The 22,021-nt window shown below is 69.5% G+C and carries 17 protein-coding genes and 3 tRNA genes; 8 read left to right on the forward strand and 12 right to left on the reverse strand.

Going from position 1 to position 22,021, the window contains the following annotated elements:
- Positions 1-46 precede the first annotated feature (46 nt).
- Positions 47-1,489: an NAD(P)/FAD-dependent oxidoreductase gene (locus tag ACFVDI_RS13515; protein ID WP_378905698.1), complete on the reverse strand. Its 1,443-nt coding sequence runs from the start codon at positions 1,487-1,489 to the stop codon at positions 47-49.
- Positions 1,490-1,801: 312 nt separating this feature from the next.
- On the opposite strand from ACFVDI_RS13515, the gene ACFVDI_RS13520 reads away from it, so the two are divergent.
- From ACFVDI_RS13520 to crcB, 3 genes are read left to right on the forward strand one after another with little or no spacing between them, the layout of a single operon-like run.
- The gene (locus ACFVDI_RS13520) at positions 1,802-2,746 is read left to right on the forward strand and encodes an ATP-binding protein (RefSeq protein ID WP_378905701.1); all 945 of its coding nucleotides are present in this window, start codon (positions 1,802-1,804) and stop codon (positions 2,744-2,746) included.
- Between the two features lie 18 nt (positions 2,747-2,764).
- Positions 2,765-3,253 carry a fluoride efflux transporter FluC gene (locus tag ACFVDI_RS13525; RefSeq protein WP_378905703.1) on the forward strand — a complete coding sequence of 163 codons (489 nt, stop codon included), beginning with the start codon at positions 2,765-2,767 and terminating at the stop codon, positions 3,251-3,253.
- On the forward strand, positions 3,250-3,615 hold the full coding sequence (gene crcB, locus ACFVDI_RS13530; protein WP_328528725.1) for a fluoride efflux transporter CrcB: 366 nt from the start codon (positions 3,250-3,252) through the stop codon (positions 3,613-3,615). Before ACFVDI_RS13525 ends, crcB begins: the two co-directional genes overlap by 4 nt.
- Positions 3,616-3,915: 300 nt before the next feature.
- Here the strand turns inward: crcB and ACFVDI_RS13535 are convergent, their stop codons facing one another.
- Both ACFVDI_RS13535 and ACFVDI_RS13540 read right to left on the reverse strand, forming a co-directional pair.
- Positions 3,916-4,272 carry a metallopeptidase family protein gene (locus ACFVDI_RS13535; RefSeq protein WP_008360579.1) on the reverse strand — a complete coding sequence of 119 codons (357 nt, stop codon included), beginning with the start codon at positions 4,270-4,272 and terminating at the stop codon, positions 3,916-3,918.
- A 30-nt stretch (positions 4,273-4,302) separates the two neighbouring features.
- The gene (locus ACFVDI_RS13540) at positions 4,303-4,650 is read right to left on the reverse strand and encodes a WhiB family transcriptional regulator (protein WP_378905708.1); all 348 of its coding nucleotides are present in this window, start codon (positions 4,648-4,650) and stop codon (positions 4,303-4,305) included.
- A gap of 282 nt (positions 4,651-4,932) precedes the next feature.
- Here ACFVDI_RS13540 and ACFVDI_RS13545 point away from each other — a divergent pair, with 282 nt between their 5' ends.
- Positions 4,933-5,982 (forward strand): hypothetical protein, encoded by a 1,050-nt coding sequence (locus tag ACFVDI_RS13545; RefSeq protein WP_378905711.1) that lies wholly within the window; start codon positions 4,933-4,935, stop codon positions 5,980-5,982.
- 191 nt (positions 5,983-6,173) lie between these two features.
- Here ACFVDI_RS13545 and ACFVDI_RS13550 read toward each other — a convergent pair whose 3' ends face one another.
- The 6 genes from ACFVDI_RS13550 to ACFVDI_RS13575 form a co-directional block, all read right to left on the reverse strand.
- Complete coding sequence (locus ACFVDI_RS13550; protein ID WP_165111345.1) at positions 6,174-6,845, reverse strand: hypothetical protein; 672 nt, start codon at positions 6,843-6,845, stop codon at positions 6,174-6,176.
- 604 nt (positions 6,846-7,449) lie between these two features.
- Positions 7,450-7,523: transfer RNA gene (locus ACFVDI_RS13555), tRNA-Asp, on the reverse strand.
- A gap of 76 nt (positions 7,524-7,599) precedes the next feature.
- Entirely contained in the window at positions 7,600-9,393 is a 1,794-nt protein-coding gene (locus ACFVDI_RS13560) for a hypothetical protein (RefSeq protein WP_378905714.1), read from the reverse strand.
- Positions 9,394-9,428: 35 nt separating this feature from the next.
- A complete protein-coding gene (locus tag ACFVDI_RS13565) occupies positions 9,429-10,088 on the reverse strand; it encodes a response regulator (protein WP_378905717.1) in 660 nt (219 codons plus the stop codon).
- The gene (macS, locus tag ACFVDI_RS13570) at positions 10,061-11,182 is read right to left on the reverse strand and encodes a MacS family sensor histidine kinase (RefSeq protein WP_378905720.1); all 1,122 of its coding nucleotides are present in this window, start codon (positions 11,180-11,182) and stop codon (positions 10,061-10,063) included. The genes ACFVDI_RS13565 and macS overlap by 28 nt, the downstream gene beginning before the upstream one ends.
- A gap of 108 nt (positions 11,183-11,290) precedes the next feature.
- Positions 11,291-11,363 (reverse strand) — tRNA-Glu (locus ACFVDI_RS13575).
- Positions 11,364-11,478: 115 nt separating this feature from the next.
- Here ACFVDI_RS13575 and ACFVDI_RS13580 point away from each other — a divergent pair.
- The 3 genes from ACFVDI_RS13580 to ACFVDI_RS13590 all read left to right on the forward strand — a co-directional run bounded on the left by ACFVDI_RS13580 (position 11,479) and on the right by ACFVDI_RS13590 (position 16,467).
- Positions 11,479-11,552 (forward strand) — tRNA-Phe (locus ACFVDI_RS13580).
- A 137-nt stretch (positions 11,553-11,689) separates the two neighbouring features.
- The gene (locus tag ACFVDI_RS13585; RefSeq protein ID WP_378905723.1) at positions 11,690-15,118 is read left to right on the forward strand and encodes an SCO7613 C-terminal domain-containing membrane protein; all 3,429 of its coding nucleotides are present in this window, start codon (positions 11,690-11,692) and stop codon (positions 15,116-15,118) included.
- Between the two features lie 50 nt (positions 15,119-15,168).
- On the forward strand, positions 15,169-16,467 hold the full coding sequence (locus ACFVDI_RS13590; protein ID WP_378905726.1) for a hypothetical protein: 1,299 nt from the start codon (positions 15,169-15,171) through the stop codon (positions 16,465-16,467).
- A 50-nt stretch (positions 16,468-16,517) separates the two neighbouring features.
- Here ACFVDI_RS13590 and ACFVDI_RS13595 read toward each other — a convergent pair whose 3' ends face one another.
- Positions 16,518-16,709: a DUF3073 family protein gene (locus ACFVDI_RS13595; protein WP_008360564.1), complete on the reverse strand. Its 192-nt coding sequence runs from the start codon at positions 16,707-16,709 to the stop codon at positions 16,518-16,520.
- Positions 16,710-16,996: 287 nt separating this feature from the next.
- Here ACFVDI_RS13595 and ACFVDI_RS13600 point away from each other — a divergent pair, with 287 nt between their 5' ends.
- Positions 16,997-19,120, forward strand: coding sequence for a PhoX family protein (locus tag ACFVDI_RS13600; RefSeq protein WP_378905729.1), 2,124 nt, complete (start codon positions 16,997-16,999; stop codon positions 19,118-19,120).
- A gap of 124 nt (positions 19,121-19,244) precedes the next feature.
- Here ACFVDI_RS13600 and purM read toward each other — a convergent pair whose 3' ends face one another.
- Together purM and purF are read right to left on the reverse strand one after the other, a co-directional pair.
- Positions 19,245-20,312, reverse strand: coding sequence for a phosphoribosylformylglycinamidine cyclo-ligase (gene purM, locus ACFVDI_RS13605; RefSeq protein WP_378905732.1), 1,068 nt, complete (start codon positions 20,310-20,312; stop codon positions 19,245-19,247).
- A gap of 14 nt (positions 20,313-20,326) precedes the next feature.
- Positions 20,327-21,844 carry an amidophosphoribosyltransferase gene (gene purF, locus ACFVDI_RS13610; RefSeq protein ID WP_378905735.1) on the reverse strand — a complete coding sequence of 506 codons (1,518 nt, stop codon included), beginning with the start codon at positions 21,842-21,844 and terminating at the stop codon, positions 20,327-20,329.
- Positions 21,845-22,021: the final 177 nt, after the last annotated feature.

Consider the following 22,021-nt stretch of genomic DNA (forward strand, 5'->3'; position numbering starts at 1 on the left):
GCCGCAGACATCGTCTGCGGCGGGCCGGGTCGGAAGGCAGCTGAAGCTACGAGCCGCTGTGGGAGTCGGCCAGACGCGACTCCTCGGCGGCGTGGTCCTCGAGCTCCTTGCGGCGGCGCTCGACCTGCAGCGCGACCTCGGCCGGGTCGTCGATGAGCGCGGCCATGCCGCCGGGGACGCGTTCGAGCGCCTCACGGGCGAAGATCTGCTGCATGGTGGTGGTGCGCTCGGAGCGGTCCTTGCCGATGAACGACATCATCCAGTGCAGGGTCGCGGTGAGCCGGTTGCGGAACCCGGTCATGTAGGCCAGGTGGACCAGCAGCCAGCCGAACCAGGCGAGGACGCCGGAGAGCTTGAAGCTGCCCATCATCAGGACCGCGTTGAAGCGGGAGATGGTGGCCATCGAGCCCTTGTCGAAGTACTTGAAGTTGCCGGGCTCCGGCTTGTTCTTCAGACGGGCCTTGATCGTCTTGGCCGAGTGCTTGCCACCCTGGATCGCGACCTGCGCGACACCGGGAAGGTGGTCGAGACTGATCATGTCGCCGACCACGAAGATCTCGGGGTGGCCCGGCAGGGTCAGGTCGGGGTTGACCGCGATCCGGCCGGCACGGTCGAGCTCGGCACCGGTCTGCTCGGAGAGCGTCTTGCCGAGCGGGGAGGCCTGCACGCCGGCGGCCCAGATCTTCGCGATCGACCCGATCCGCTCGGTCCGGCCGTCCTTGAACTTCATCTCGATGCCGAACTCGTCGACATGGGTGACCATCGCGCCGAGGACGACCTCGACACCGGCCTTCTCCAGGGCCTTCTCGGCCTTGGCGCCGAGCTTCTCGCCGAACGGCGGGAGCACCTGCGGCGCGGCGTCGACCAGGACCACCCGGGCCTTCTCGGACTGGATGTGGGTGAAGTCCTTCTTGAGCACCCGGCGGGACAGCTCGGCGATCTGGCCGGCCATCTCCACACCGGTCGGACCGGCGCCGACGACGACGAAGGTGAGCAGGTCGCCGATCGGCTCGCCGCGCGAGGCGGTGAGCTCGGCGATCTCGAAGGCGCCGAAGATGCGGCCGCGCAGCTCGAGCGCGTCGTCGATCGACTTCATGCCGGGCGCGAACTCGGCGAAGTGGTCGTTGCCGAAGTAGGACTGTCCGGCGCCGGCGGCGACGATCAGCGAGTCGTAGGGAACGTCGATCTCCTGGTTGAGGATGCTCGCCTTGACCGTCTTGGCCTCGGCGTCGATCTCGCTGACCTCGCCCAGCAGCACCCGGGCGTTCTTCTGCCGGTGCAGGATGTCACGGGTCGGCGGGGCGATCTCGCCCTGCGACAGGATCCCGGTCGCCACCTGGTAGAGCAGCGGCTGGAACAGGTGATGGGTCGTCTTCGCGATCAAGGTCACCTCGACGTCGTCGCGGCCCTTGAACGCCTTCGCGGAGAAGAGTCCCCCGAAGCCGGAACCGATGATGACGACCCGGTGCTTTGCCTGGTCCGCTGACATTGCCTAATCCCCTACCTCAAACGAGACCTTTTGAACGTTCCACCCATATTCTGAACCATCGCGGCGGATCTGTTCATTCCCGGGCACGACTACTTCGTCACAGTTGCCAGCCGACCGATGAGCATGCGTTCCTGCCGCGTGTCCGTTACCGACTCGAGACCCGCTGACTTTAATCTGTGAGGGCGACCGGGACCTTGTGCCCTAGTCCTCCATGGCCCGGATCAGACACCTTCAAGTGCGGAAAATTCTTGCAACGAACAGCACACAACCCCATCGTGTGTATCCCGACCCGCGAGATCGGAGGAGGAGAACATGCCGTTGAGCCGGCCAGCTCTCCTGCTTCGCACCGGTTCCCGCGCCGTTCAGGACGCCCGCGCCTGGGTCCGGGCGGCCTGTGAGGAGATCGAACGCACCGATCTGGTCGACTGCGCCGAGTTCGGCGTCTCCGAGCTGGTCTCCAACGCCCTCTTCCACGGCACCGCACCGGTCACGATCCGGATGCGCGGCACGGTCGACCATCCCCGGGTGGAGATCCGCGACGCCTCGACCGAGCCGCCGCTGCTGCCGGTCCCCCTCGCCCTCGACGACGAGGACGAGGTCCTGCTGACGGTCGGTCGCGGGCTCTCGATCGTGGCCAGCGTCTCCGACGCCTGGGGCGCCGACATCGACGCTGCCGGCAAGACCGTCTGGTTCACCCCGGCGGCCGAGATCAGCGAGGGCGACGGGGTCGAGGGCGTGATCACCGGCCCCGCCGGCGCACCACCCAAGCCCGAGCGCCTCGGCTCCGAGACCGTGCAGGTCAGCATCCTCGGCGTGCCTCTCGCCCTCTACCGAGGCTTCCAGCACCACTTCCGCGAGCTGCGGCGGGAGGTACGCCTCCTCTCGCTCGCCCACGCCAACGACTACCCCCTCGCCGCCAGCCTCTCGACCCTGTTCGGCTCGCTGGAGCGCCAGCTCCTCGACGGCCTCGGCCACGGCCAGCTCTCCGGCGTGATCGGGCAGGGATCGGGCAGCCACCGGGAGACGGCCGACCTGCACGTACGCATGCCGCGGTCCGCCGCGGAGACGATGCGCCGGTTCCTCGACATGCTCGATCTCATCGACGAGTTCTGCCGCCAGGAGCGCCTGCTCGTCCTCGCCCGCTCTCCCGAGCAGGTCGCCTTCCAGCGCTGGTTCCTCGGCGAATATCTCACCCAGGCCGCCGGCGGCCGCCCCACCCGGTGGAGCGCGGCCCAGATGGCCGGCCCCCGGTTCTAGAACCCGTACGCTGTCCGCGTGCTGCGTGAGCATGGCGACCTGCTCGCCCCCATCGCGGCCGGCGGAGCGCTCGGCTCGCTGGCCCGCTGGGGGCTCGCGACGGTTCTCCCCCACGGTGGCCACACCTGGCCGTGGGCGACCCTCCTCGCGAACGTCTCCGGCTGTCTGCTGCTGGGGGTGCTGATGGCGTTCGTCCTGGGCCCGTGGTCCACCGTCCCGTTCTGGAGCCGCTACCTGCGCCCGTTCCTCGGCGTCGGCGTCCTCGGCGGTTACACCACGTTCTCGACCTACGAGCTGGAGACGTACGTCCTGGGCGGACATGCGCCCGCGTTCGCGATGCTCTACCTGATCGTCTCGGTGATCGCCGGGATCGGCGCCGCCTGGCTCGGACTGACGCTCGGCCGGGTGATCGTGCTCGACAGCGGCCGCCAGGTGGTGGTCGACGGCATCGACCCCGACCTCGATCCCGACCCCGCGCCGGACCGGGGCAGAGGAGAGGATCGATGACCGCGCTCCTGGTCCTGCTCGGCGGCGCGATCGGGGCGCCGGCCCGCTACCTGACCGACCTCTACGTGCGCGAGTGGACCGGCACGGACTTCCCGTGGGGGACGATGGCGGTCAACGCCGTCGGCTCCTTCGTGCTGGGTGCGCTGGCCGGGGCAGCCGCGGGCGGCGTACTTCCCGGGTGGGTGCTCACTCTGGTCGGCACCGGCTTCTGCGGGGCGCTGACCACGTTCTCCACCTTCTCCTACGAGACCGTCCGCCTGGCCGAGAACGGCCGCTGGCGATCAGCCGCCCTGAACGTCCTCGGCTCCCTCGCGATCGGGACCGCAGCGGTCACTCTCGGCTACCTCCTGATGCATCACTGAGCTCCAGCGCTGCGCGAATTGCGAAGCAATCGCCAACAACAAGCCCAGTCCAGTGCGCCCCTCGTCTGGACGCAGCGCAGTGAGGAGCGCCAGCGACGAGCGCAGCGGAGGAAGACGAGGGTTATAGCGCTGGACTCGCGACGCGTCAGCGTCGCAAATGGAAGAGCAATCGCCAACAACCCAGCGCTGAAGCGCCCCTCGTCTGGACGCAGCGCAGTGAGGAGCGCAGCGACGAACGAAGCGGAGGAAGACGAGGGTCAAGCGCAAGCGCTGCGCGAATTGCGAAGCAATCGCCAACAATCAAGCCCAGCCCAATTGGTGGAGCTTCTCGTCGTCGATGCCGAAGTGGTGGGCGATCTCGTGGATGACGGTGATGCGGATCTCGGCCGCCAGGTCGGCCTCGTCGACACACATCTGCTGGAGCGGCTGGCGGAAGATGAAGATGCGGTCGGGCAGGGTGAGGCCGTAGAGATCGTTGCGATCGGTCAGCGCGACGCCGTCGTAGAGCCCGAGGGTGTCCTGCGGCTCGCTCTCGGGTGGCCACTCCTCGACGAGGACGACGAGGTTGTGCACCTGGGCGGCCAGCTCGTCCGGGATGGCGTCGAGCGCCTGGTCCACGAGTGCGTCGAAGCGCTCTGGGCTTATCTCAATCCCCACAGGCGCTATTCTGCCGGGTGACAGATACGGCTACGCAACTGCTTCCGAAGTATTTTTCCGAAGGTTTGCGCGAGCCTGGCGCTCCAGGTCCCGCTGGCGGAGCTCTCCGTTGCGGGGGCGGCCACGGGTGCGCTTGCGAGCGACCACGATCCCTTCGTAGAAGACCTCGCCGCCCCACACGCCGTGGGGCTCCTGCCGCGCGATGGCGCCCTGCAGGCAGGAACGCTGCAGCGGACACGTGTGGCACAGCTCCTTGGCCCGGTCGGCGTCGGCGCTGGTCGCGGCGAACCACAGGTCCCCGTCCTCGATCGCACAGGGCAGCTCGTTCCAGTGCACGCCCGACGTCTCCCGTGCCGTCGCCACAGGCGAAACAGTCATCTCAGTCCCATCCCCTCGCTGATCCCCCTCGTCAGGGATACCCACCAAAGAGGGTGGTCGGATGGCCTGTCAGTTTTCTGTCAATCGGTAGGTGCTTGGATCGGTCACGCAGAGTTGAGGTGTCATCTACATCAGGGGATTCCACAACATCGCGACCCTGCTGGTACAAACTGTCCACACTAGAGGGAGGAAGGGCTAGGGTTTGCGACCATGCGCTCAATGAGAAGGGCCTCGGCGTCCATCACCGTGGGCCACCGACCCGTGGAGGATTTCCACCGACGGATGGCGCATGATCCCAACAGCCGAGCCATCGCCTCGGAGACCCGCGACTGGCTGCTGGTGAAGTCCCTTCTCCAGCCCGGCGAGGTCCAGTGGGTGCGGGTCGCGGTCAAGTTCCCCCACGAGGGAAATGCCTCGGGTCACGCGTTCCTGACCGACCGCCGGGTGATGTTCGAGTTCCACGAGCGTGTCTTCTCGGTCAACCTGGCCGTGGTCACCTTCATCGGTGTCCCGCCGCCGCCCAGCCTCGGCGACTTCATCATCGAGGCTCTCGTGCCCGGCTCGTCCTACTCCACGACGATGAAGATCCGCGACAAGGACGCCTTCCACGACTTCTTCCCGACCCTCGACTACGCCGCCCGGGCAGCCGGCGCGCAGCTGAACGTCGACGCCAGCTGGGGTGGCGAGTACGGGTCCGGCAACGCCTACGGCCAGCCCGCCCCCACCAGCTACGGCGTGGCTCCGGCGCCGGGGTCCTACCCGCCCCCGGGCTCTGCCTACCCGAACACCGGCTCCTACTACCCCAACCAGGGCTCGTCGTACGGCACCAACACCGGTGCCTACGGCCAGGCACCGAACACGGGCGCCCAGCGCGCCGTCGGCAGCGCCTACGGCGGTCAGCTGGGAGCCCAGCAGCGCGCCCGTGAGGAGGCCGCGCTGGTCGAGGCCAACCTCGCCCACGCGCTCCCCGCCTTCCTGCACGAGGGTGAGTCGATCCTCGCCGGTGCCGACATGATCCAGAACATGACGGACGTCGAGATGAAGGTGATGGCCACCGAGTCACGCCTGATCGTCGTCGAGGGCAACATCCTGTGGGCCTCTCCGCTCGAGCACACCCACGTCATCTACGCCGGTGGCGAGCGCAGCCACCTGCGCCTGCTCGCCGAGCGGGTCACCGAGACCATGGCGCTGACCCCCGGGCCGCCCACGGCCAACCCCTCCGATCGGCGCCGCCTCGTGCTGCGTACGCTGCGCGACGCTGCTGCCGGCGAGCAGCTGCACAACCACCTGACCACCAACGGCGGCCAGGTCTTCGACGCCTGGCCTGAGTAATTTGCGATTGCTTCGCAATTCGCGCAGCGCTTCCGCTTGACCCTCGTCTTCCTCCGCTCCGTTCGTCGCTGCGCTCCTCACTGCGCTGCGTCCAGACGAGGGGCGCTCCAGCGCTGGGTTCGGATGTAGCGGTCGCAAATGAGCGAGAGCCCCAGCCGTTTCGGCTGGGGCTCTCGTGCGTGTGGTGTGGATCAGTCCTGCGGGTTGAAGAACAGGCCGAGGGCGACCGCCCAGACGACGTGCCACAGGTAGACACCCAGGACGGTGCCCCACCCGAGGTTGATGGAGAAGAAGCCCGGGTCGATGCCGATGACGTCCTCCGGGTGCAGGGCGGGGATCCACCAACCGCAGGACGCGGTGGCAAGGAACATGCCCATACCGAGCGAACGCGCGAGGTTGCTCGAGGTGGTGTGGGTCTTGCCGAGCCACGGGAAGATCACCAGCGCGTAGGCGAGCGCGAAGACCATGCCGTTGAAGTAGTGGAAGCCCATACCGGCGAACCACTGCGAGACGGCGAAGCCGGCCTCGTTGGCGGTTGCGTTCGGGGTCAGGATGACGCCGTTGAAGAACGCGAAGTCCAGCGGGCCCTCCATGATGCCGAGGCCGTAGATCCAGTAGCCGAACATCGTGGCGAGCTGGGTGGCACCGAAACCGGCGACGAGGGCACCGATGAGGCGGTTGTTGTTGACGAACTGCGGCCAGTGCGTGCCGGTGGTCTGCGCCATCACGGCCGGCTGCTGGATCGCCGGCTCCTGGTACTGCGGCTGGGCCTGGGACTGCTGCGGACGCTGGTCCCATCCGAGAGCGGAGGGCTGCTGCTGCGCCGGCGCGGCCGGGGTGCGGTAGGCACCGTTCGTCTGCATCCGTGACGCAAGCTCGTCCGCACTCGCCGCATGGGGCGGCCGATGCGGGTAGTACGACGACATGGTGGTGTTGCCTCCTGAATACCGAACGTCTTAGTCGTTCCCCCGTGCCATGCCGAGCTGCGACGTCGACACAAGCGGCAGAATCCTCTCACGAGAGGACAGCAGCCTGCACGTTACCGCCAAATCGGCTTATATCCCACAGGGTCGAACGGCCCGAGCCGGGGGGTGAGATCTAGGGATCTCTGGCCCGAGACTCCTACCGAAGCAGGACGACAACCCTCCCACGCCCGAGCCCCCTCGCGCTCGCCACAGCCCGGCGTGTCCCACGCTCCGGCAACAACACGAGATCGCATCAGTAACACCAGCCCCAGGGACACCCGGTTGACCGGGAATCCCTGGACTCGACGGGTGTTTCAGTGCCCACCAACTCCAGGTTCCCCGGTCCACCGGGGTACCCCGCACGCCGGCCCGAACCCGACACAGCACCCCGAGCAACTAAGGGGGTGCGGGGGATATCCCCCGCCGCGGCCGAAGGCCGCAATGTAAATGACGAAGAGGACGTGGTCGCTTTACGCGACACACGTCCTCTCTGATTCGTCCGCGACCCTGACGAGACTTGAACTCGCGACCTCCGCCGTGACAGGGCGGCGCGCTAACCAACTGCGCTACAGGGCCTTGTTGTTTCCGCTCTCTGCGGCAACGGGAAAAACATAGCCCATGGGTGCGGAGGATTCACAATCGGGGACGCGTCCTACTCCTCGAAGGCCTCCTCGCCCTTCGGTTCCTCGTCGGTGAGGCCCTCGACGAGTCGGTTCTTGACCATGTAGGCCATCGCCCGTTCGGCCGCCCGGGCCTTGCGCCGGAGGGCCTCGACGCCGGGGGCCTTCTCGTCGCTGTAGGCCGCGAGCCGAGCGACCTCGCGTCCGGTCTGACGCTGGATCTCCGACATCGCGAGCCACACCCCGAGGTCCTGCTCGAGGCCTTCGCGGGAGCGCAGGATCGCGGCGGTGAGGAGCTGGATGACGGTGACCTCGACGTCCTCGGCGGTGGACGAGCTGGAGACGAGGGTGGCGGCGATGGTGCCGGCGCCGGTGGTGGTGATCGCACCGGCGGTGACGAGCCCGCCGACCATCCCACCGGGCCCGAAGGCGGAGAGGGCGCCGATGATCGCCGCTCCCCCGGCGAGGCCGGCGGGCGCGGCCAGGGCGAGCCCGATCGGCCCGGCCACCAGCACGGCGGCACCGATCCCGATGCCGACCCACAGCTTCCACTGGTCGACCGGGTAGACGGCCTTCGACGCCGACTGCATCGCGATGTGCAGGTTCTCACCGAGCCCTCCGCCGAGTCCCATCCAGACCGTCAGGTCGTGGAAGGCCTGGCGGCGTACGTCGTCGGGCACGTCGATCTCGTAGGGCCGCACCGGGTTGGCGGTCGCCAGCGCCACCAGGGCGAGGACGGCCTCCTCTTTGGAGAGCTGGGTCAGCGGCTTGGGACGAGGCAGCTCCTGGTCACCGGGGATGTCCGGGGAGACGCGCAGGTCGAGGAGCTGTTGCGGGATGCGTACGTCGTCGGCCTGGTAGTTCTCGATGAGGCGCTCGAGGACCTCGTGCTGGACGACGCGGAGGGCGGCGCCGAAGCGCTCCCGGGTGGCGCCCTTGAGGTGGTCGCGGACGAACTGGGCGTAGGCGAGCCACAGCGCCAGGCGCACCTCGAGGGAGTTCAGGGCGACGTCGGGGGTGCCCTCGACGACCGCGATCTCCTTGGAGAGCGAGCCGAACAGGCCGCGGCCGATGGCGGTGGCGACCGGCGTGGAGCGGAGATAGGTCGTGGTGCGGTGGTCGAGGCCGAGGCCGACCTGGAGGTCGAGCGCCCACGGGAAGTGGCGCCAGATGCCGCGCAGGCCGGTGACCGCGTCGCCGTTGCTCCACACGTTGACCCACCAGCCGACGTGATCGACCGGCGCCTTCATCTCCAGCCGGTCGGAGTCCTCGTGGAGGTTGGGATGGGCGGCCGGGCTGCCGATCGTCACCAGGCCGGTGACCGTCAGCTTCGGCGGGAGCCGGCGGAGCAGGTCGATGGCGATGATCGAGCCGAGGCTGTGCCCGACGATGACGATCTCCCCCTCCTCGGGGAGCTCGTCGAGGACCATGCGCAGCGTACGGGCCCGGATCCCGGGCTTGGTCACGTAGTTGTGGGCCTGGCGGAGCACCCGCAGCACGATCGGCGCGAACGAGTCGGTGACGCCGACCGGCGAGGCCGGCACCGGCTCGCCGAGGATCGTCTCGAGCTCGGCGGTGGCGCGCTCGACCCGGCGACGTACGATCCGCTGCTCCTCGGCGCTCAGCCTGGGGGCCGTGATCGGCGGGAGCTTGATGGTCCGGTCGCCGTCGTCGGTGCGGAGCACGTCGGGGTACTTCGGCGCGATCACCTCGACCTCGTCGAGCCCGGGGTAGCCGGCGTCCTGCAACGACTTGTCCAGCGCGCGGCGCCAGGCGTCGCGAGGGTCGCCGTTGCCGACGCCGTGAAGGTAGAGAAGCGAGACCACCCCTGGATTCTCCCCCATGCCGGGCGGCGAACAGGTCAGTCGTCGCCGTCGAGGCCCTGCTCGATGGCGTAGCGGGTGAGCTCGACCCGGTTGTGCATCTGGAGCTTGCGCAGGGTGTTCTGCACATGGTTCTGGACCGTGCGATGGGACAGCACGAGCCGGTCGGCGATCTGGCGGTAGCTCAATCCCTTGGCGACGAGCTTGAGGATCTCGGTCTCGCGGTCGGTGAGCGTCGGCTTGTCGCCACGCACCTCGGTGGCGGCGCTGTGCTGGAACTCGCCCAGGACCAGCCCGGCGAGGCCGGGGGTGAAGACCGGGACGCCAGCGGCGACGCGCTCCACCGCGTCCAGGAGCTCCTCGCGCGAGGCCGACTTGACCAGATAGCCCGTCGCGCCCGCCTTGACCGCGGCGAGCACGTCGTTCTGCTCGCCCGAGGCGGAGAGGATGAGCACCTTGGTCGCCGGATGCAGGGCGATCACCTCGGTGGTGACCTGGACGCCGTCGGGCTCCGGGATCTGCAGATCGAGCACCACGACCTCCGGCCGGGTCGCGGCGAAGCGGGTGATCGCCTCACGGCCGGTGCTGGCGGTGGCGACGACCTCGAACCCCGCGGTGGCCAGGTCGCGCTCGACCGCGTCGCGCCACATCGGGTGGTCGTCGACGACCATCACCCTCGTGGAACCGTCAGTTCCCATTCCGTTCCCGTCCTTCCAGTGATGAGTTCGGCCGTGCCCCCGAGATCGAGGATCCGGCCACGGATCGAACCGACGATGCCGAGCCTTCCGTCCTGCTCCGCCTCCGCGACGCGACCGTCGGGGATCCCCGGGCCCTCGTCGCGCACCGAGACCTCGACATGGTCGGGAAAGGCCTGCAGGAGCACCCACGCGCGGGCGTCCTCCCCGACATGACGGCGTACGTTGTCCAGCGCCGCACGGGTCGCGGCGACGATCTCCTCGGCCGGGTGGGCGGGCATCTCGACCGCCGTCGCGGGTCCGGACACGGTCACGGTGCCGGTCTCGAGCTCGGCGAGAGCAGCTGCCAGATCGGTCATGCCGACCGCCGGGCCGCGGCCGGGCTGCTCACCTCGGATCAGCGTGCGCAGCTCGCGCTCCTGCTCCCCCGCCAACCTGCCCAGCTCGGCGGCGTCACCACCCAGCTCGCCACCGCGACGCTGGACGAGGGCGAGGACCTGGAGCACCCCGTCGTGGACCACGCGGGCGAGCCGCGCCCTCTCCTCCGCCCGCGCGGCCACGCGCTGCGCCTCGTCGCGCTCGAGCGCCATCTGCTGCACCGACTCGCACATGTAGCCGACCACCGGGCCTCCGATGACCAGCAGGAACGCGTTGCCGTAGATCGACTGGTCGATCTCCTGACGGAGTCCGAGGTCGACGGCTGCCAGCGCGACACCGGCCAGGAGGCCACCGAGCCAGCGGTAGTGGATGGCGCACGCGAGCAGCGCGCCGCTCACCCAGAACCCCGGCACGCTCGCCTGGAAGGCCGGCCCCTTCATCAACGGGGTCACGAGCATGAGCCCGAGCGCGATCGCCAGGTCGGCGCCGACGAGCACCGCCGTGCGGCGGCTCGGCGCTGCGTACGCCCAGACGACGAAGGCTGTCCAGCCGACCATGACGAGCGCGCAGACCAGCGCCGCCGTGGGCGAGACGAAGTTTCCGGCCCGGTAGATCGTCAGCCCGACGGCGTTGACGAGCACGACCACGCGCAGCACCGCGAGAGCCCGGAAGAGCCTGCTCTCGACCTCGATCGCCGCCGGCGACGTCCACGCACTCACAGAGCGAAGTGTGGCACCAACCTCGCGGGGTACGCCTTCGATATGAGTATCCGTGCGGATGCCGGCCGCACCGGCGGCGGGCGAGACTCGAGACATGAAGAGACTGTGTACCCCCTACCGGATTCGAACCGGCGCTACCGCCGTGAAAGGGCGGGGTCCTGGGCCGCTAGACGAAGGGGGCCTGCCGGGACATCCTAGAGGCCTGCGTGCGGGGCCGCCAAAGCGAGGCCGTACGTCCGCCGGCAGGCCCCGATTCGGAACGTCGCGGTCGCTTCCGGTAATGTTTCACCTCGCTTGGGCAGGTAGCTCAGTTGGTACGAGCGATCGCCTGAAAAGTGATAGGTCGGCGGTTCGACCCCGCCCCTGCCCACAAGCAACAACCGGCTCCGACCAGCAGTTATCGGTCGGAGCCGGTTGTCATTTCGGGACTGGTCAATTCGGGACCGGCTCTCCATGCTCTGCGTTTCCCACACACGCTTCGGCGGAACTACGCAAGGATGGTTGGCTGTGAAGTACGCCGATCCTGGTCGCTGCCCCGACTGCCGGGAGGCCTTCGAGCCCGGCACCAGCCCCTGCCCGCACTGCGGGCTGCCGCTGGAGAACGCCGTCGCCCAAGAGCTCTACGGGACGCTGCTGCGGGCCGACGTACTCATGACCCGGCTGCGGTCGATCCGGGAGGAGGCGAGCCGTGCCGCGCGGCAGACCGTGCCGCCAGCACCCGGCCCGAGGCCGCTCACACCGCCGCCCTCGGCGCCACCGCAGATCCAACCCGAGCCCGTCGCGGTCCCGCTCGCCGACCCGGCCGCGAGTGCCGTCGCCGCGCCTGCGCCGTTCCCCGGCGCCCCGGCCCCACGGCGTGCGCCGATCACGGTGCCGCTGATCCTGGTGGGCGTCGGTGTGCTCTTCCTGCTCGTCGCTGGCGTCATCTTCCTGGCGGTCGCCTGGGCTGCGATGGGCGTCGGCGGGCGCACCACGATGCTGCTCGTCTTCACCGCGCTGTTCACCGTCGGCGGCGCGGTGCTGATGCATCTCGAGCTCCGGGCCGGCACCGAAGGCGTCTGGACGCTGGCGCTGGGACTGCTCGCCCTGGACCTAGCCGGGATGAAGTACGCCGGTTGGCTCGGTGAAGCCGATTGGGACCGTGGCTTCCTGGTCGTCGTCGGCGTCGTCGTCTTCCTGGCAGGCACCGTCATGTCGCTGGTCGGCGCACGCACCGAGAAGCTCGACTCGGTGATCGGGCCGCAGGTGGCGGCCGCTGTCGGCGTGTTCAGCGCCCTGATCGGCCTCGAGCTGATCTCCGACCTCATCTGGTTCCCGCTGGTCGCCGCGGTCATCGCCCTCGTCGTGGTGATCATCGCGAGCAAGACCGACCTGCAGGCGCTGACCATCGGCGCGATGGTCGTGATGGCCGGCTTCTGGCTGATGCTGATCGTCCGCGGTCTGGCCGACCCGGCGCTGACCGTCTCCGAGCTGCTGCGCGGCGGCACCCTGCCCCTGCTGCTCGGTGCAGCCGCGGTGCTCACGATCGTGGCGCTGCTGTTCCCGCTGCCCAAGGATGCCAAGGTCGCGATGGTCGGGGTGTCGCTCCTGATCGCCGCCTACACCTTCACCCAGCCCGCGCTCGACGACGGCGCGGTGACCCTGACCGTCGTCGCCGTGGTGGTCACCCTGATCGCCGCCGGCGCGCTCCTGACCCTCCCCCGGCCGTGGCGCTGGTCGGCCGCCGCACTGACGCCGTACGCGGTCGGCCTGGGCATCACCGTCCTCGTCCTGGCGATCTCCGCCGCCGTCCGGCTCGCGGCCGTGCCCTGGACGGAGTCGGCGTTCTCGCCGGTGACCGGTCCGAAACCGTTGCTGCCCGGTTGGCTGACGCTGCCGGCGATGCTCGCGATCCTCGCCCTCGGCACCGCCTGGTTCTACCGGTCCAACCCGCCCGCGTTCCGCAGCTACCGGGACACGGTCGGCTGGTTCACGTTCTCCGGCGGCGTCTCCGGGTTCGCGATCACCGCCGCCTGCTACGGCGCACCGCTCCTGGTCCCGGCCCTGCTGCTGCTCGGCGTCGCCGTCGCTCTGGCCTGGTGGGCGGAACGGTGGCCACGCCTCCTCGCCGCCGGCATCTTCGGCCTGGTCGCGCTCGCCACCGCCCTGCCCAGCGACCTGCTCACCGTGGTCGTCGCGCTCGCGCTGGCGGGGGTGGCTGCGTACGCGGGTCAGGGTCTGGTCGGTGCCGACCGCGAGGTCACCGCCAGCTACTCGGTCACGACGCTCGCCCTCGGTCTGTGGTCGCTCGCGCCGCTGATCGACGTGGAGCGGCAGTGGGCCGCCTGCGGGATCGTCACCGTCCTCGGGCTGATCACGCTCTTCCGCTTCCGGGGCTCGGGCTGGTGGGCGGCCGTGGCGTGCGCCGCGATCTCGATCGGGATCGGCGCGGTCGACGTCACCTGGGCGGCGGTCATGCTGATCATAGCCACCGTGCTCGCGGCGGCCATCGGCCTGCACCACCGCCAGCCTCCCGCGCTGGCCGTGGCGGGCACCGTAGGCATCGGTGCCGCCACCGCGGCGGTCCTCTCCGACGACGTCCTCGCGCTCGCCGTGACCGTGATCCTCACCGCCCTCGCCGTCGTCGTCGACCGGGTCCAGTCCGGTGCGACCAAGGAGGTCGCGACCTCCTACTGGATCCTGGCCCTGACCGCCGCCGTCTGGCAGGCGGCCCGACTGGCCGACGTGGACCAGCCCTACACCGCGGTCGCGGTCGTCGTCGCCATGGGCGTCATCGTGCTCGTACGCCGCAGCCCCTCCACCGAGGCGGCGGCCGCGGCGGGTGCGGCCGTGTCCATCGTCCTGGGCGCCTTCGGCCCGGGCTGGACGCTCGACACCGACTGGCTGGCGATCCTGCTGCTGATCGCCGGCGTCATGTGCATCGCGACGATCCTGCGCCACGAGGCACAGCAGTCCGGGCCCCGGCTCACCGTCGCCGGTCTGCTCGGCCTGGGCTCGCTCGGCGCCGCCTTCGGCAACGAGCTGCTCGCGCTGATCGTGGCTGGGATGCTCACCGCCGCGGCGATCGCGGTCGACCGCCTCTCCCCGGAGCACCAGACCAAGGCCGTCACCGCTCCCTACTGGGTCATCACGCTGACCGCGTTCTGCTGGATGTTCGCCAACCTCAACGACATCGCGAAGCCGCACGCCGCCGCGGGGATCATCGTCCTGCTGACCCTCGTCACGATCTTCCGAGTGCTGCCCTCGGTCGAGATCGCCGCCGCGGTCGCCGCGGTCGTCACGATCGTCGTCGGCACGGTCAGCTTCGGCCCGACGATCGTGCTGACCCCCGACGGACCGGTCGCGGTCGGGTCGCGTGGTGTCGACCTCCCCTGGCTGAGCATCCTGCTGGTCCTGGCCGCTGCCGGCGTCTCGGCGCACGCGATCGCCCGTCCCGAGCGCCGTTGGCTCGGCTGGGTCGGGCTCTCACTGGCCACCATCGCGCTGTGGATCCGACTGGTCGACACCTCGGTCACGACCTGGGAGTCCTACACCCTGCCGCCCGCGATCGCGCTGATCGTCTTCGGCGTGGTCAAGCTGCGGCTCGACCGGGAGGTCGGATCGCTGGCGGTCCTCGGGCCCGGGGTCTTCCTGGCTCTGGTCCCGTCCGTCCCGGCAGCTCTCCAGGACCCGGTCTCGATGCGGACCGCGGTGCTCGGCATCGCCTGCCTCGCCTTCATCATCGGCGGCGCCTGGCTGCGCTGGGCCGCACCACTGGTCGGTGGCGCCCTGGTCGCCTCCGTCCTGGCTCTGGCGCAGATGCCGTCGGCGCAGACGCTGCAGCAGTGGTGGGTGCTCGGCGCGGCCGGGCTCCTGCTGCTCTTCCTCGGCATCACCTGGGAGGCACGACTCCACGACCTGCGGCGGGCCACCGCCTATGTCCGGGGGCTGCGCTAGGGCGGGCCCCGCCCTCAGACGGTGCCCACGCGCCCGGAAGACTGGAGCCGATGTTCCCCGAATTCAAGGTCGTACGTCGCCAGCGCCCCGTCACGATCGCGGTCGAGTCCACCAGCACATCCCGGCCCGCGGCCAACGCCGCGATCGAGGCGGCCTGTGACGGACCGGTCTCGCTGACCTTCTCCTCGGGTGGGGACATGCTCACCGGGAGCTACGACGGGCGGCGGGTCTCCTTGGAGGTGACCACCGGGTCGCGGCGTACGTCCCACGCGAGCCGTCGCCACGGCCGGGCCGGCGGTGGGGTCGACCGGTTCGCGCTGACGCTGACCGGGACGATGCTCACCGCGCTGACCTGTGCTGACGGCTCGTGGGTCGCGAGAGCACGGGTCGACCTCTCAGAGGTCGGCATCGAGCCGCGGGACGAGTCCTGGCTCGCCGGCCTGAGCGCCGGCCACGAGGGCGCTGTCCGGGACGTGCGCACCGGCGCGTTCGGGCAGCTCGGCCTGCGCGACATCCGGGCAGTGACGTACGCCGACGGCTCGCCGTTCCTCGACGCCGACGGCAGCGTCCTGCTCACCGCCACCAGTGCCGGCCCGGGCTTCTTCCCCACCGCGCACACCTCGGTGTGGGCGCTGGACCCGGTGACGTACGACCTCGCCCACCGCGGCGCGCTCTACTTCCGCCGGGACGGGCTGATCTACGGAGACCACGCGACCCACCTCGTGCGCGAGGGCGAGGAGTGGCTGGTCGCGACGAGCACCTGGGCGGGCTTCAAGGCGCCCGACAAGACGGACCCGAGCAAGCCGTGGAGCCCGGTCGGCGTCACCATCGCCCGCTCACGCGAGGACCTGACCCGAGGCGAGCACGTCCTCGAGGCCACACCGCTCGCACTGCCCACCGACGGTGTCGGCGTCTGGGACCCGCACCTCGTCCGCCGTGAGGGCGAGTGGCTGGTCGGCTACGTGAGCGCGAAGGAGTACTTCGACTTCCATCCCATGCTCGCCAGCGGGCCGAGCCTGGACGCGCTCAGCCTGCGGGCAGCACGAACCGACCGGACGGCCACCGAGGGCACCACGCTTGTCCCGCTGGGCGGCACAGTCGTGGTCGGCGCCAGCGACGGACGCGACAACCCGCGTCGCGTCCGCGCTCGCTACCCGATCTTCGACCTGGACCTCAACGAGGTCGCAGAGCTCCGGTCGGCGTACGTCACCAACCTTCCGTGGCCCACCCTGATCCCGCTCGGGGAAGGGTGGTTGCACGTCGCCTTCGACGGCACGCCTCACGGCGGCCGGCTACCCGGCTACGGCACTCACGGGGAGGTTGTCCTGAGCCGATCAACCGAGGGCTGACCGGCTGAAGGTGGTGTCGACCAAGGCGTCACCGCTTTGGCCGACCGACCCTAGTCGCGCGAGGATCCCGCGTCGTAGTCCGACCAGTCGTCGTAGTCGTCCGGCTGCTGATCGGACTTCTGACTGGTGTCGTCATCACCGTGAAGTTCGCGCGCAAGGGCCCCGAAGTCCGTCTCATAAGTCCGGTACTTCAGGTCGCGTGCGACCTTCGTCTGCTTGGCTTTCGCTCGGCCGCGCCCCATAGGGTCCAGCCCCCTCGTCGCACTTGGCCGGGATAGTCCCGGGCTGTTCACAGGTTTCTCGTAAGGACAACGCTACCGGTTCATCCCAAGAATCCGCACGCCGGGGTGTCGAAAATCCGTTCGCTGGGAGCGAATGTTACCGAGGTCACACGATTCCACGCCTGGTGACTCGTCATCGCGCGTTCACCTCGATGACAGATTGAGGGGTCGGACGGTTGTCCCGCCGGGCATAGCCTCCCTTCCGATTCTTGGGAGACCTGACAAAACGCGTCTTGAACGGAAATGCAGTGACCGAACTGAGCGACATCCAGACCGACACCGCCGCCGCCTGTCCCTCATGCAGCAGCGACGCGCACCGTGGCTCACCCGCCCCCCGCGCTCTGCTGCCCATGGCCGGCCACACGCGCGGCAAGCGCAGCGCAGTGACCTGCGCCCTCAAGTGCGACAGCGCTTGCGCCAAGCCGGCACCGAACACCTCCGACAACGGCTACTTCCGCGACATCGCCGGCAAGGCCCTCAGCCGCCGTCACGCGCTCGGCCTCGCCGGCGCGGGCGCCGTCGCCCTCGCCGTCAGCAGCAGCGGCCTGGCCGCCGCTGCCAGCCCCCTCGAGGCGGCCCTCGCGGGCCGGGGCCACGGCGGGCGTACGAACCTCCCGTTCAAGCCGATCACCCCGGTAGCGGCCACCGAGGACACCTTCGTGGTGCCGCAGGGCTACACCTGGGAGCCGATCATCCGCTGGGGCGACCCGATCCTGCCCGGCGGCGTCCCCTTCGACGTCGACAACCAGACCGCCGAGAAGCAGGCGCTCGCCTGGGGCTACAACAACGACTACACCGACGTCATCGTGACCAACAAGGCCGGCACCAAGGCCCTGCTGTGCTGCAACCACGAGTACGTCAACGCCGACATCATGTTCCCGCCCGGACTCGACGCCACCGAGAAGCTGAAGATCGCGATGGCCGCCCACGGCTTCGGGATCGTCGAGCTCGAGCGCTCCGCGCCGGGCGAGAAGTGGACGTACGTCCCCTCGGCTCCGAAGAACCGGCGCATCACCGCCTCGACGCCGTTCGAGATCACCGGTCCCGCGGCCGGCAGCGACCTGCTCAAGACCGCTGCCGACCCGACCGGCACCGTGGCGCTCGGCACGATCGGCAACTGCGCCGGCGGCACCACGCCGTGGGGCACGATCCTGTCGGGCGAGGAGAACTTCAACGGCTACTTCCGCGCCACCGGCACCTCGGCGCAGGAGAAGCGCTACGGCCTGGCCGACAAGGCGTCGACGTACGGCTGGGAGGCCATCGAGCCGCGCTTCGACGCGCGCTCGGCCGACTACGCCAACGAGCCGAACCGGTTCGGCTACATCGTCGAGATCGACCCGACCGACCCGACCTCGACCCCGCGCAAGCACACCATGCTCGGCCGCCTCAAGCACGAGGGCGCGAACGTCGTCATCGCCAAGAACGGCAAGGTCGTGGCCTACACCGGCGACGACGAGCGGTTCGACTACCTCTACAAGTTCGTCTCCAAGGGGACGTACAACCCCCGTAACCGGGCGAAGAACCTCGAGCTGCTGACCGAGGGCAGCCTCTACGTCGCCCGCTTCCACGGCGACTCCCCCGCTGCCGAGATCGACGGCACCGGCACGCTGCCGAGCGACGGGAAGTTCGACGGCTACGGCCAGTGGATCCCGCTCGTGGTCAACGGCCGCAGCAAGGTCTCCGGGATGAGCGTCGAGGAGGTGCTCGTCTACACGCGCCTGGCCGCCGACAAGGCCGGCGCCACCAAGATGGACCGGTGCGAGGACGTCGAGCCCTCGCCGAAGACCGGCAAGGTGTACGTCGCCTGCACCAACAACTCCCAGCGCGGCACCACGGACAAGGCCCCGGCCGACGAGGCCAACCCGCGCAACACCAACCGTGACGGCCACGTCATCGAGATCACCGAGGACGACGGCGACCACACCTCACGCGTCTTCCGGTGGAACCTGATGATCGTCGCCGGCGACCCGGCGACCAACGCGTCCACCTACTTCGCGGGCTACCCGAAGGACAAGGTCTCCCCGGTCTCCTGCCCGGACAACCTGGCCTTCGACTCCGAGGGCAACCTGTGGATCTCCACCGACGGCCAGCCGAGCTCGATCCAGAAGAACGACGGGCTGTTCAAGGTCCCGCTCGAGGGCCGCGAGCGCGGCCACGTCCAGCAGTTCCTCTCGGTTCCCCGCGACGCCGAGACCTGCGGTCCGGTCATCCACGACCGCGACGGCTCGGTCTTCGTCGCCGTCCAGCACCCGGGCGAGGAGGGCACCTGGGAGGCGCAGAACTCCCTGTTCCCCGACTACGTCGAGGGCGCTGCCGGTGAGGGCCAGTTCGCCGGTCCGCGGCCGTCCGTGGTGCAGGTGCGCAAGAAGTAGTCCGCCGGTCGAGCCGCCGGAGCCGCTAGGCGAAGGCGTGTCGAGACCAACACAGTCGCATACGAACTGTGTTGGTCTCGGCACCGGCTCGCTGGCGCTCGCCGGGCTCGACCAGCGAGGCTGGTCACCAGCCTGCGTACGCCCCGGTGAGCTCGACCTTGCCACCAGGGGTCGCGGCGACCTCACCGGCGGCCCAGGCGCGGATGTCGTAGCCGGCGAGGATGCGGACGGCCTCGTCGACGTCCTCGGGATCGATCAGGGCGACCATGCCGACGCCGCAGTTGAGGGTCATCTCCAGGTCTTCCAGGGCCACGTCGCCGGTGCGGCGGACGAGGTCGAAGACCGGCGCCGGGGTCCAGGTGGTGCGGTCGATGCGCGCGGAGAGCTCCGCGGGCATGACCCGCTCCAGGTTGGCCGCGAGGCCGCCGCCGGTGACGTGGGACATGGCGTGGGTCCTGGTGCCACGGGCCAGCTCGAGGCAGGCCTTGGCGTAGACGCGGGTCGGGGTGAGGAGCTCCTCGCCGAGCGTACGGCCGAACTCGGAGACCTGCGCGTCGAGCGTGTAGGCGCCGGAGTTGAGCAGCACGTGGCGGACGAGGGAGAAGCCGTTGGAGTGGAGACCGGAAGCCTCCATGGCGAGGACGACGTCGCCCGGCTTCACCAGGTTGGCGCCGAGCAGGTTGTCCGCCTCGACGACGCCCGTGGCCGCGCCGGCCACGTCGTACTCGTCGGCCGCCAGCAGCCCCGGGTGCTCGGCGGTCTCGCCGCCGACCAGCGCACAGCCGGCCTCGACGCAGGCCTCCGCGATGCCCTTGACGATCGCCGCGACCCGCTCGGGGATGACCTTGCCGGTGGCGATGTAGTCGGTCATGAACAGCGGCTCGGCGCCGCAGACGACGAGGTCGTCGACGACCATGCCGACCAGGTCGAACCCGATCGTGTCGTGCTTGTCCAGCGCCTGCGCGATCGCGACCTTGGTGCCGACACCGTCGGTGGAGGTGGCCAGCAGCGGCCGCTCGTATCCCTTCAGGGCACTCGCGTCGAAGAGGCCGGCGAAGCCGCCGACCCCGCCGAGCACCTCGGGGCGCCGGGACTTCTCGATCCAGACCTTCATCAGATCCACGGCGCGGTCACCGGCATGGATGTCGACACCTGCTGCGGCGTACGCGTTGGTCGGCTCGGTCTGGCTCACTGATGGATCTCCGATCACGGGTTGTTCAGGACCGGCAGGGCCTTGCCCTCGGTCGGGGACTGCAGCGAGACCTCGAGGAGGTGCTTGCCGAGCATGCTCTGGTCGGGCAGCTCCACGGGGTACTCACCGGTGAAGCAGGCGGTGCACAGCGTCGAGCGCTCCTGGCGGGTCGCCGAGATCATCCCGTCGAGCGAGATGTAGCCCAGCGAGTCGGCACCCACTGAGGCGGCGATCTCCTCGACGGAGAGGCCGTTGGCGATCAGCTCGGCGCGGGTGGCGAAGTCGATGCCGTAGAAGCACGGCCACTTGACCGGCGGCGACGAGATCCGCACGTGGACCTCCAGGGCGCCGGCCTCGCGCAGCATCCGGACCTGGGCACGCTGGGTGTTGCCGCGCACGATCGAGTCGTCGACCACGACGACCTTCTTGCCGCGCACCATGTGCTCGAGCACGTTCAGCTTGAGCCGGATGCCGAGCTGGCGCAGGGTCTGCGAGGGCTGGATGAACGTACGTCCCACATAGCCGTTCTTCACGAACGCCTGCCCGAACGGCAGGCCGCTCTCCAGGGCGTAGCCGGTCGCGGCCGGGATGCCGGACTCGGGCACCGGGATGACCAGGTCGGCGTCGACCGGGAACTCGCGGGCCAGCTCACGGCCCATCTCGACACGGGACTCGTGGACGTTGCGGCCGGCGATGTTGGCGTCGGGACGGGCCAGGTAGACGTACTCGAAGACGCAGCCCTTGCGGTCGGTCTCGGCGAACCGCACCGAGCGCAGACCGGACTCGTCGATGATGATCATCTCGCCGGGCTCGACCTCGCGCACCACGCTCGCGCCGACGGTGGCCAGCGCGGCGTCCTCGGAGGCGATCACCCAGCCGCGGTCGAGACGGCCCAGCACCAGCGGGCGGATGCCCTGCGGGTCACGCGCGGCGAACAGGGTGTCCTCGTTCATCCACACCAGCGAGAAGGCGCCGCGGATCGTCGGCAGCACCTCCAGCGCACGCGCCTCCAGCGAGGAGTCAGGGTGGTAGGCGAGCAGCTCGGTCAGCAGTGAGGTGTCGTTGGTCGACACGGGGGCGTGGCGGCCCTCGGAGTGCTCGGGCAGCGCCTCCACGGCCGTACGCATCTCGGCGACGTTGATCAGGTTGCCGTTGTGGCCCAGCGCGACGGAGCCGTCCGGCGTGGGCTTGAAGATCGGCTGCGCGTTCTCCCACACCGAGGCACCGGTGGTGGAGTAGCGAGCGTGACCGATGGCGACGTGGCCCTTGAGCGACTCGAGGGTCGGCTCGTCGAAGACCTGCGAGACCAGGCCCATGTCCTTGTAGACGAGGATCTGGCGTCCGTTGCTGACCGCGATGCCCGCCGACTCCTGGCCACGGTGCTGCAGCGCGTACAGGCCGAAGTACGTCAGCTTCGCGACGTCCTCGCCCGGCGCCCACACACCGAAGACGCCGCAGTGGTCCTGAGGACCCTGATCGTGGGGGTCGAGGGCGGCGGTGAGCCGGCCGTCGCCGCCCTTGCGTCGGGACACGTGCCTACCTGAGCTGGTGAGGTTGACCACGGCATCGAGTGTAAGGGCGCACTCTGGCGATCAACGAACCCTTGACCGTCCTGTAAGAGTGGTCACATGAACGTCTCGGGATCATGATTGCAAAGAACTCTCCACGTCTGCCCTACCGCCCGGGACGCTCTTCCCGGATAATCGCCC

Source organism: Nocardioides sp. NPDC057767, assembly GCF_042798275.1.
Taxonomy (GTDB): Bacteria; Actinomycetota; Actinomycetes; order Propionibacteriales; family Nocardioidaceae; genus Nocardioides.

What these genes read in the sequence shown, in the direction of transcription:
- crcB (WP_328528725.1), top strand. Translation starts at nt 3,250, where the DNA reads ATGACCGCGCTCCTGGTCCTGCTCGGCGGCGCGATCGGGGCGCCGGCC.
- ACFVDI_RS13595 (WP_008360564.1), bottom strand. Translation starts at nt 16,709, where the DNA reads ATGGGGCGCGGCCGAGCGAAAGCCAAGCAGACGAAGGTCGCACGCGAC.
- ACFVDI_RS13540 (WP_378905708.1), bottom strand. Translation starts at nt 4,650, where the DNA reads ATGACTGTTTCGCCTGTGGCGACGGCACGGGAGACGTCGGGCGTGCAC.
- ACFVDI_RS13565 (WP_378905717.1), bottom strand. Translation starts at nt 10,088, where the DNA reads ATGGGAACTGACGGTTCCACGAGGGTGATGGTCGTCGACGACCACCCG.
- ACFVDI_RS13550 (WP_165111345.1), bottom strand. Translation starts at nt 6,845, where the DNA reads ATGCAGACGAACGGTGCCTACCGCACCCCGGCCGCGCCGGCGCAGCAG.
- ACFVDI_RS13520 (WP_378905701.1), top strand. Translation starts at nt 1,802, where the DNA reads ATGCCGTTGAGCCGGCCAGCTCTCCTGCTTCGCACCGGTTCCCGCGCC.
- ACFVDI_RS13515 (WP_378905698.1), bottom strand. Translation starts at nt 1,489, where the DNA reads ATGTCAGCGGACCAGGCAAAGCACCGGGTCGTCATCATCGGTTCCGGC.
- ACFVDI_RS13545 (WP_378905711.1), top strand. Translation starts at nt 4,933, where the DNA reads ATGGCGCATGATCCCAACAGCCGAGCCATCGCCTCGGAGACCCGCGAC.
- ACFVDI_RS13590 (WP_378905726.1), top strand. Translation starts at nt 15,169, where the DNA reads ATGTTCCCCGAATTCAAGGTCGTACGTCGCCAGCGCCCCGTCACGATC.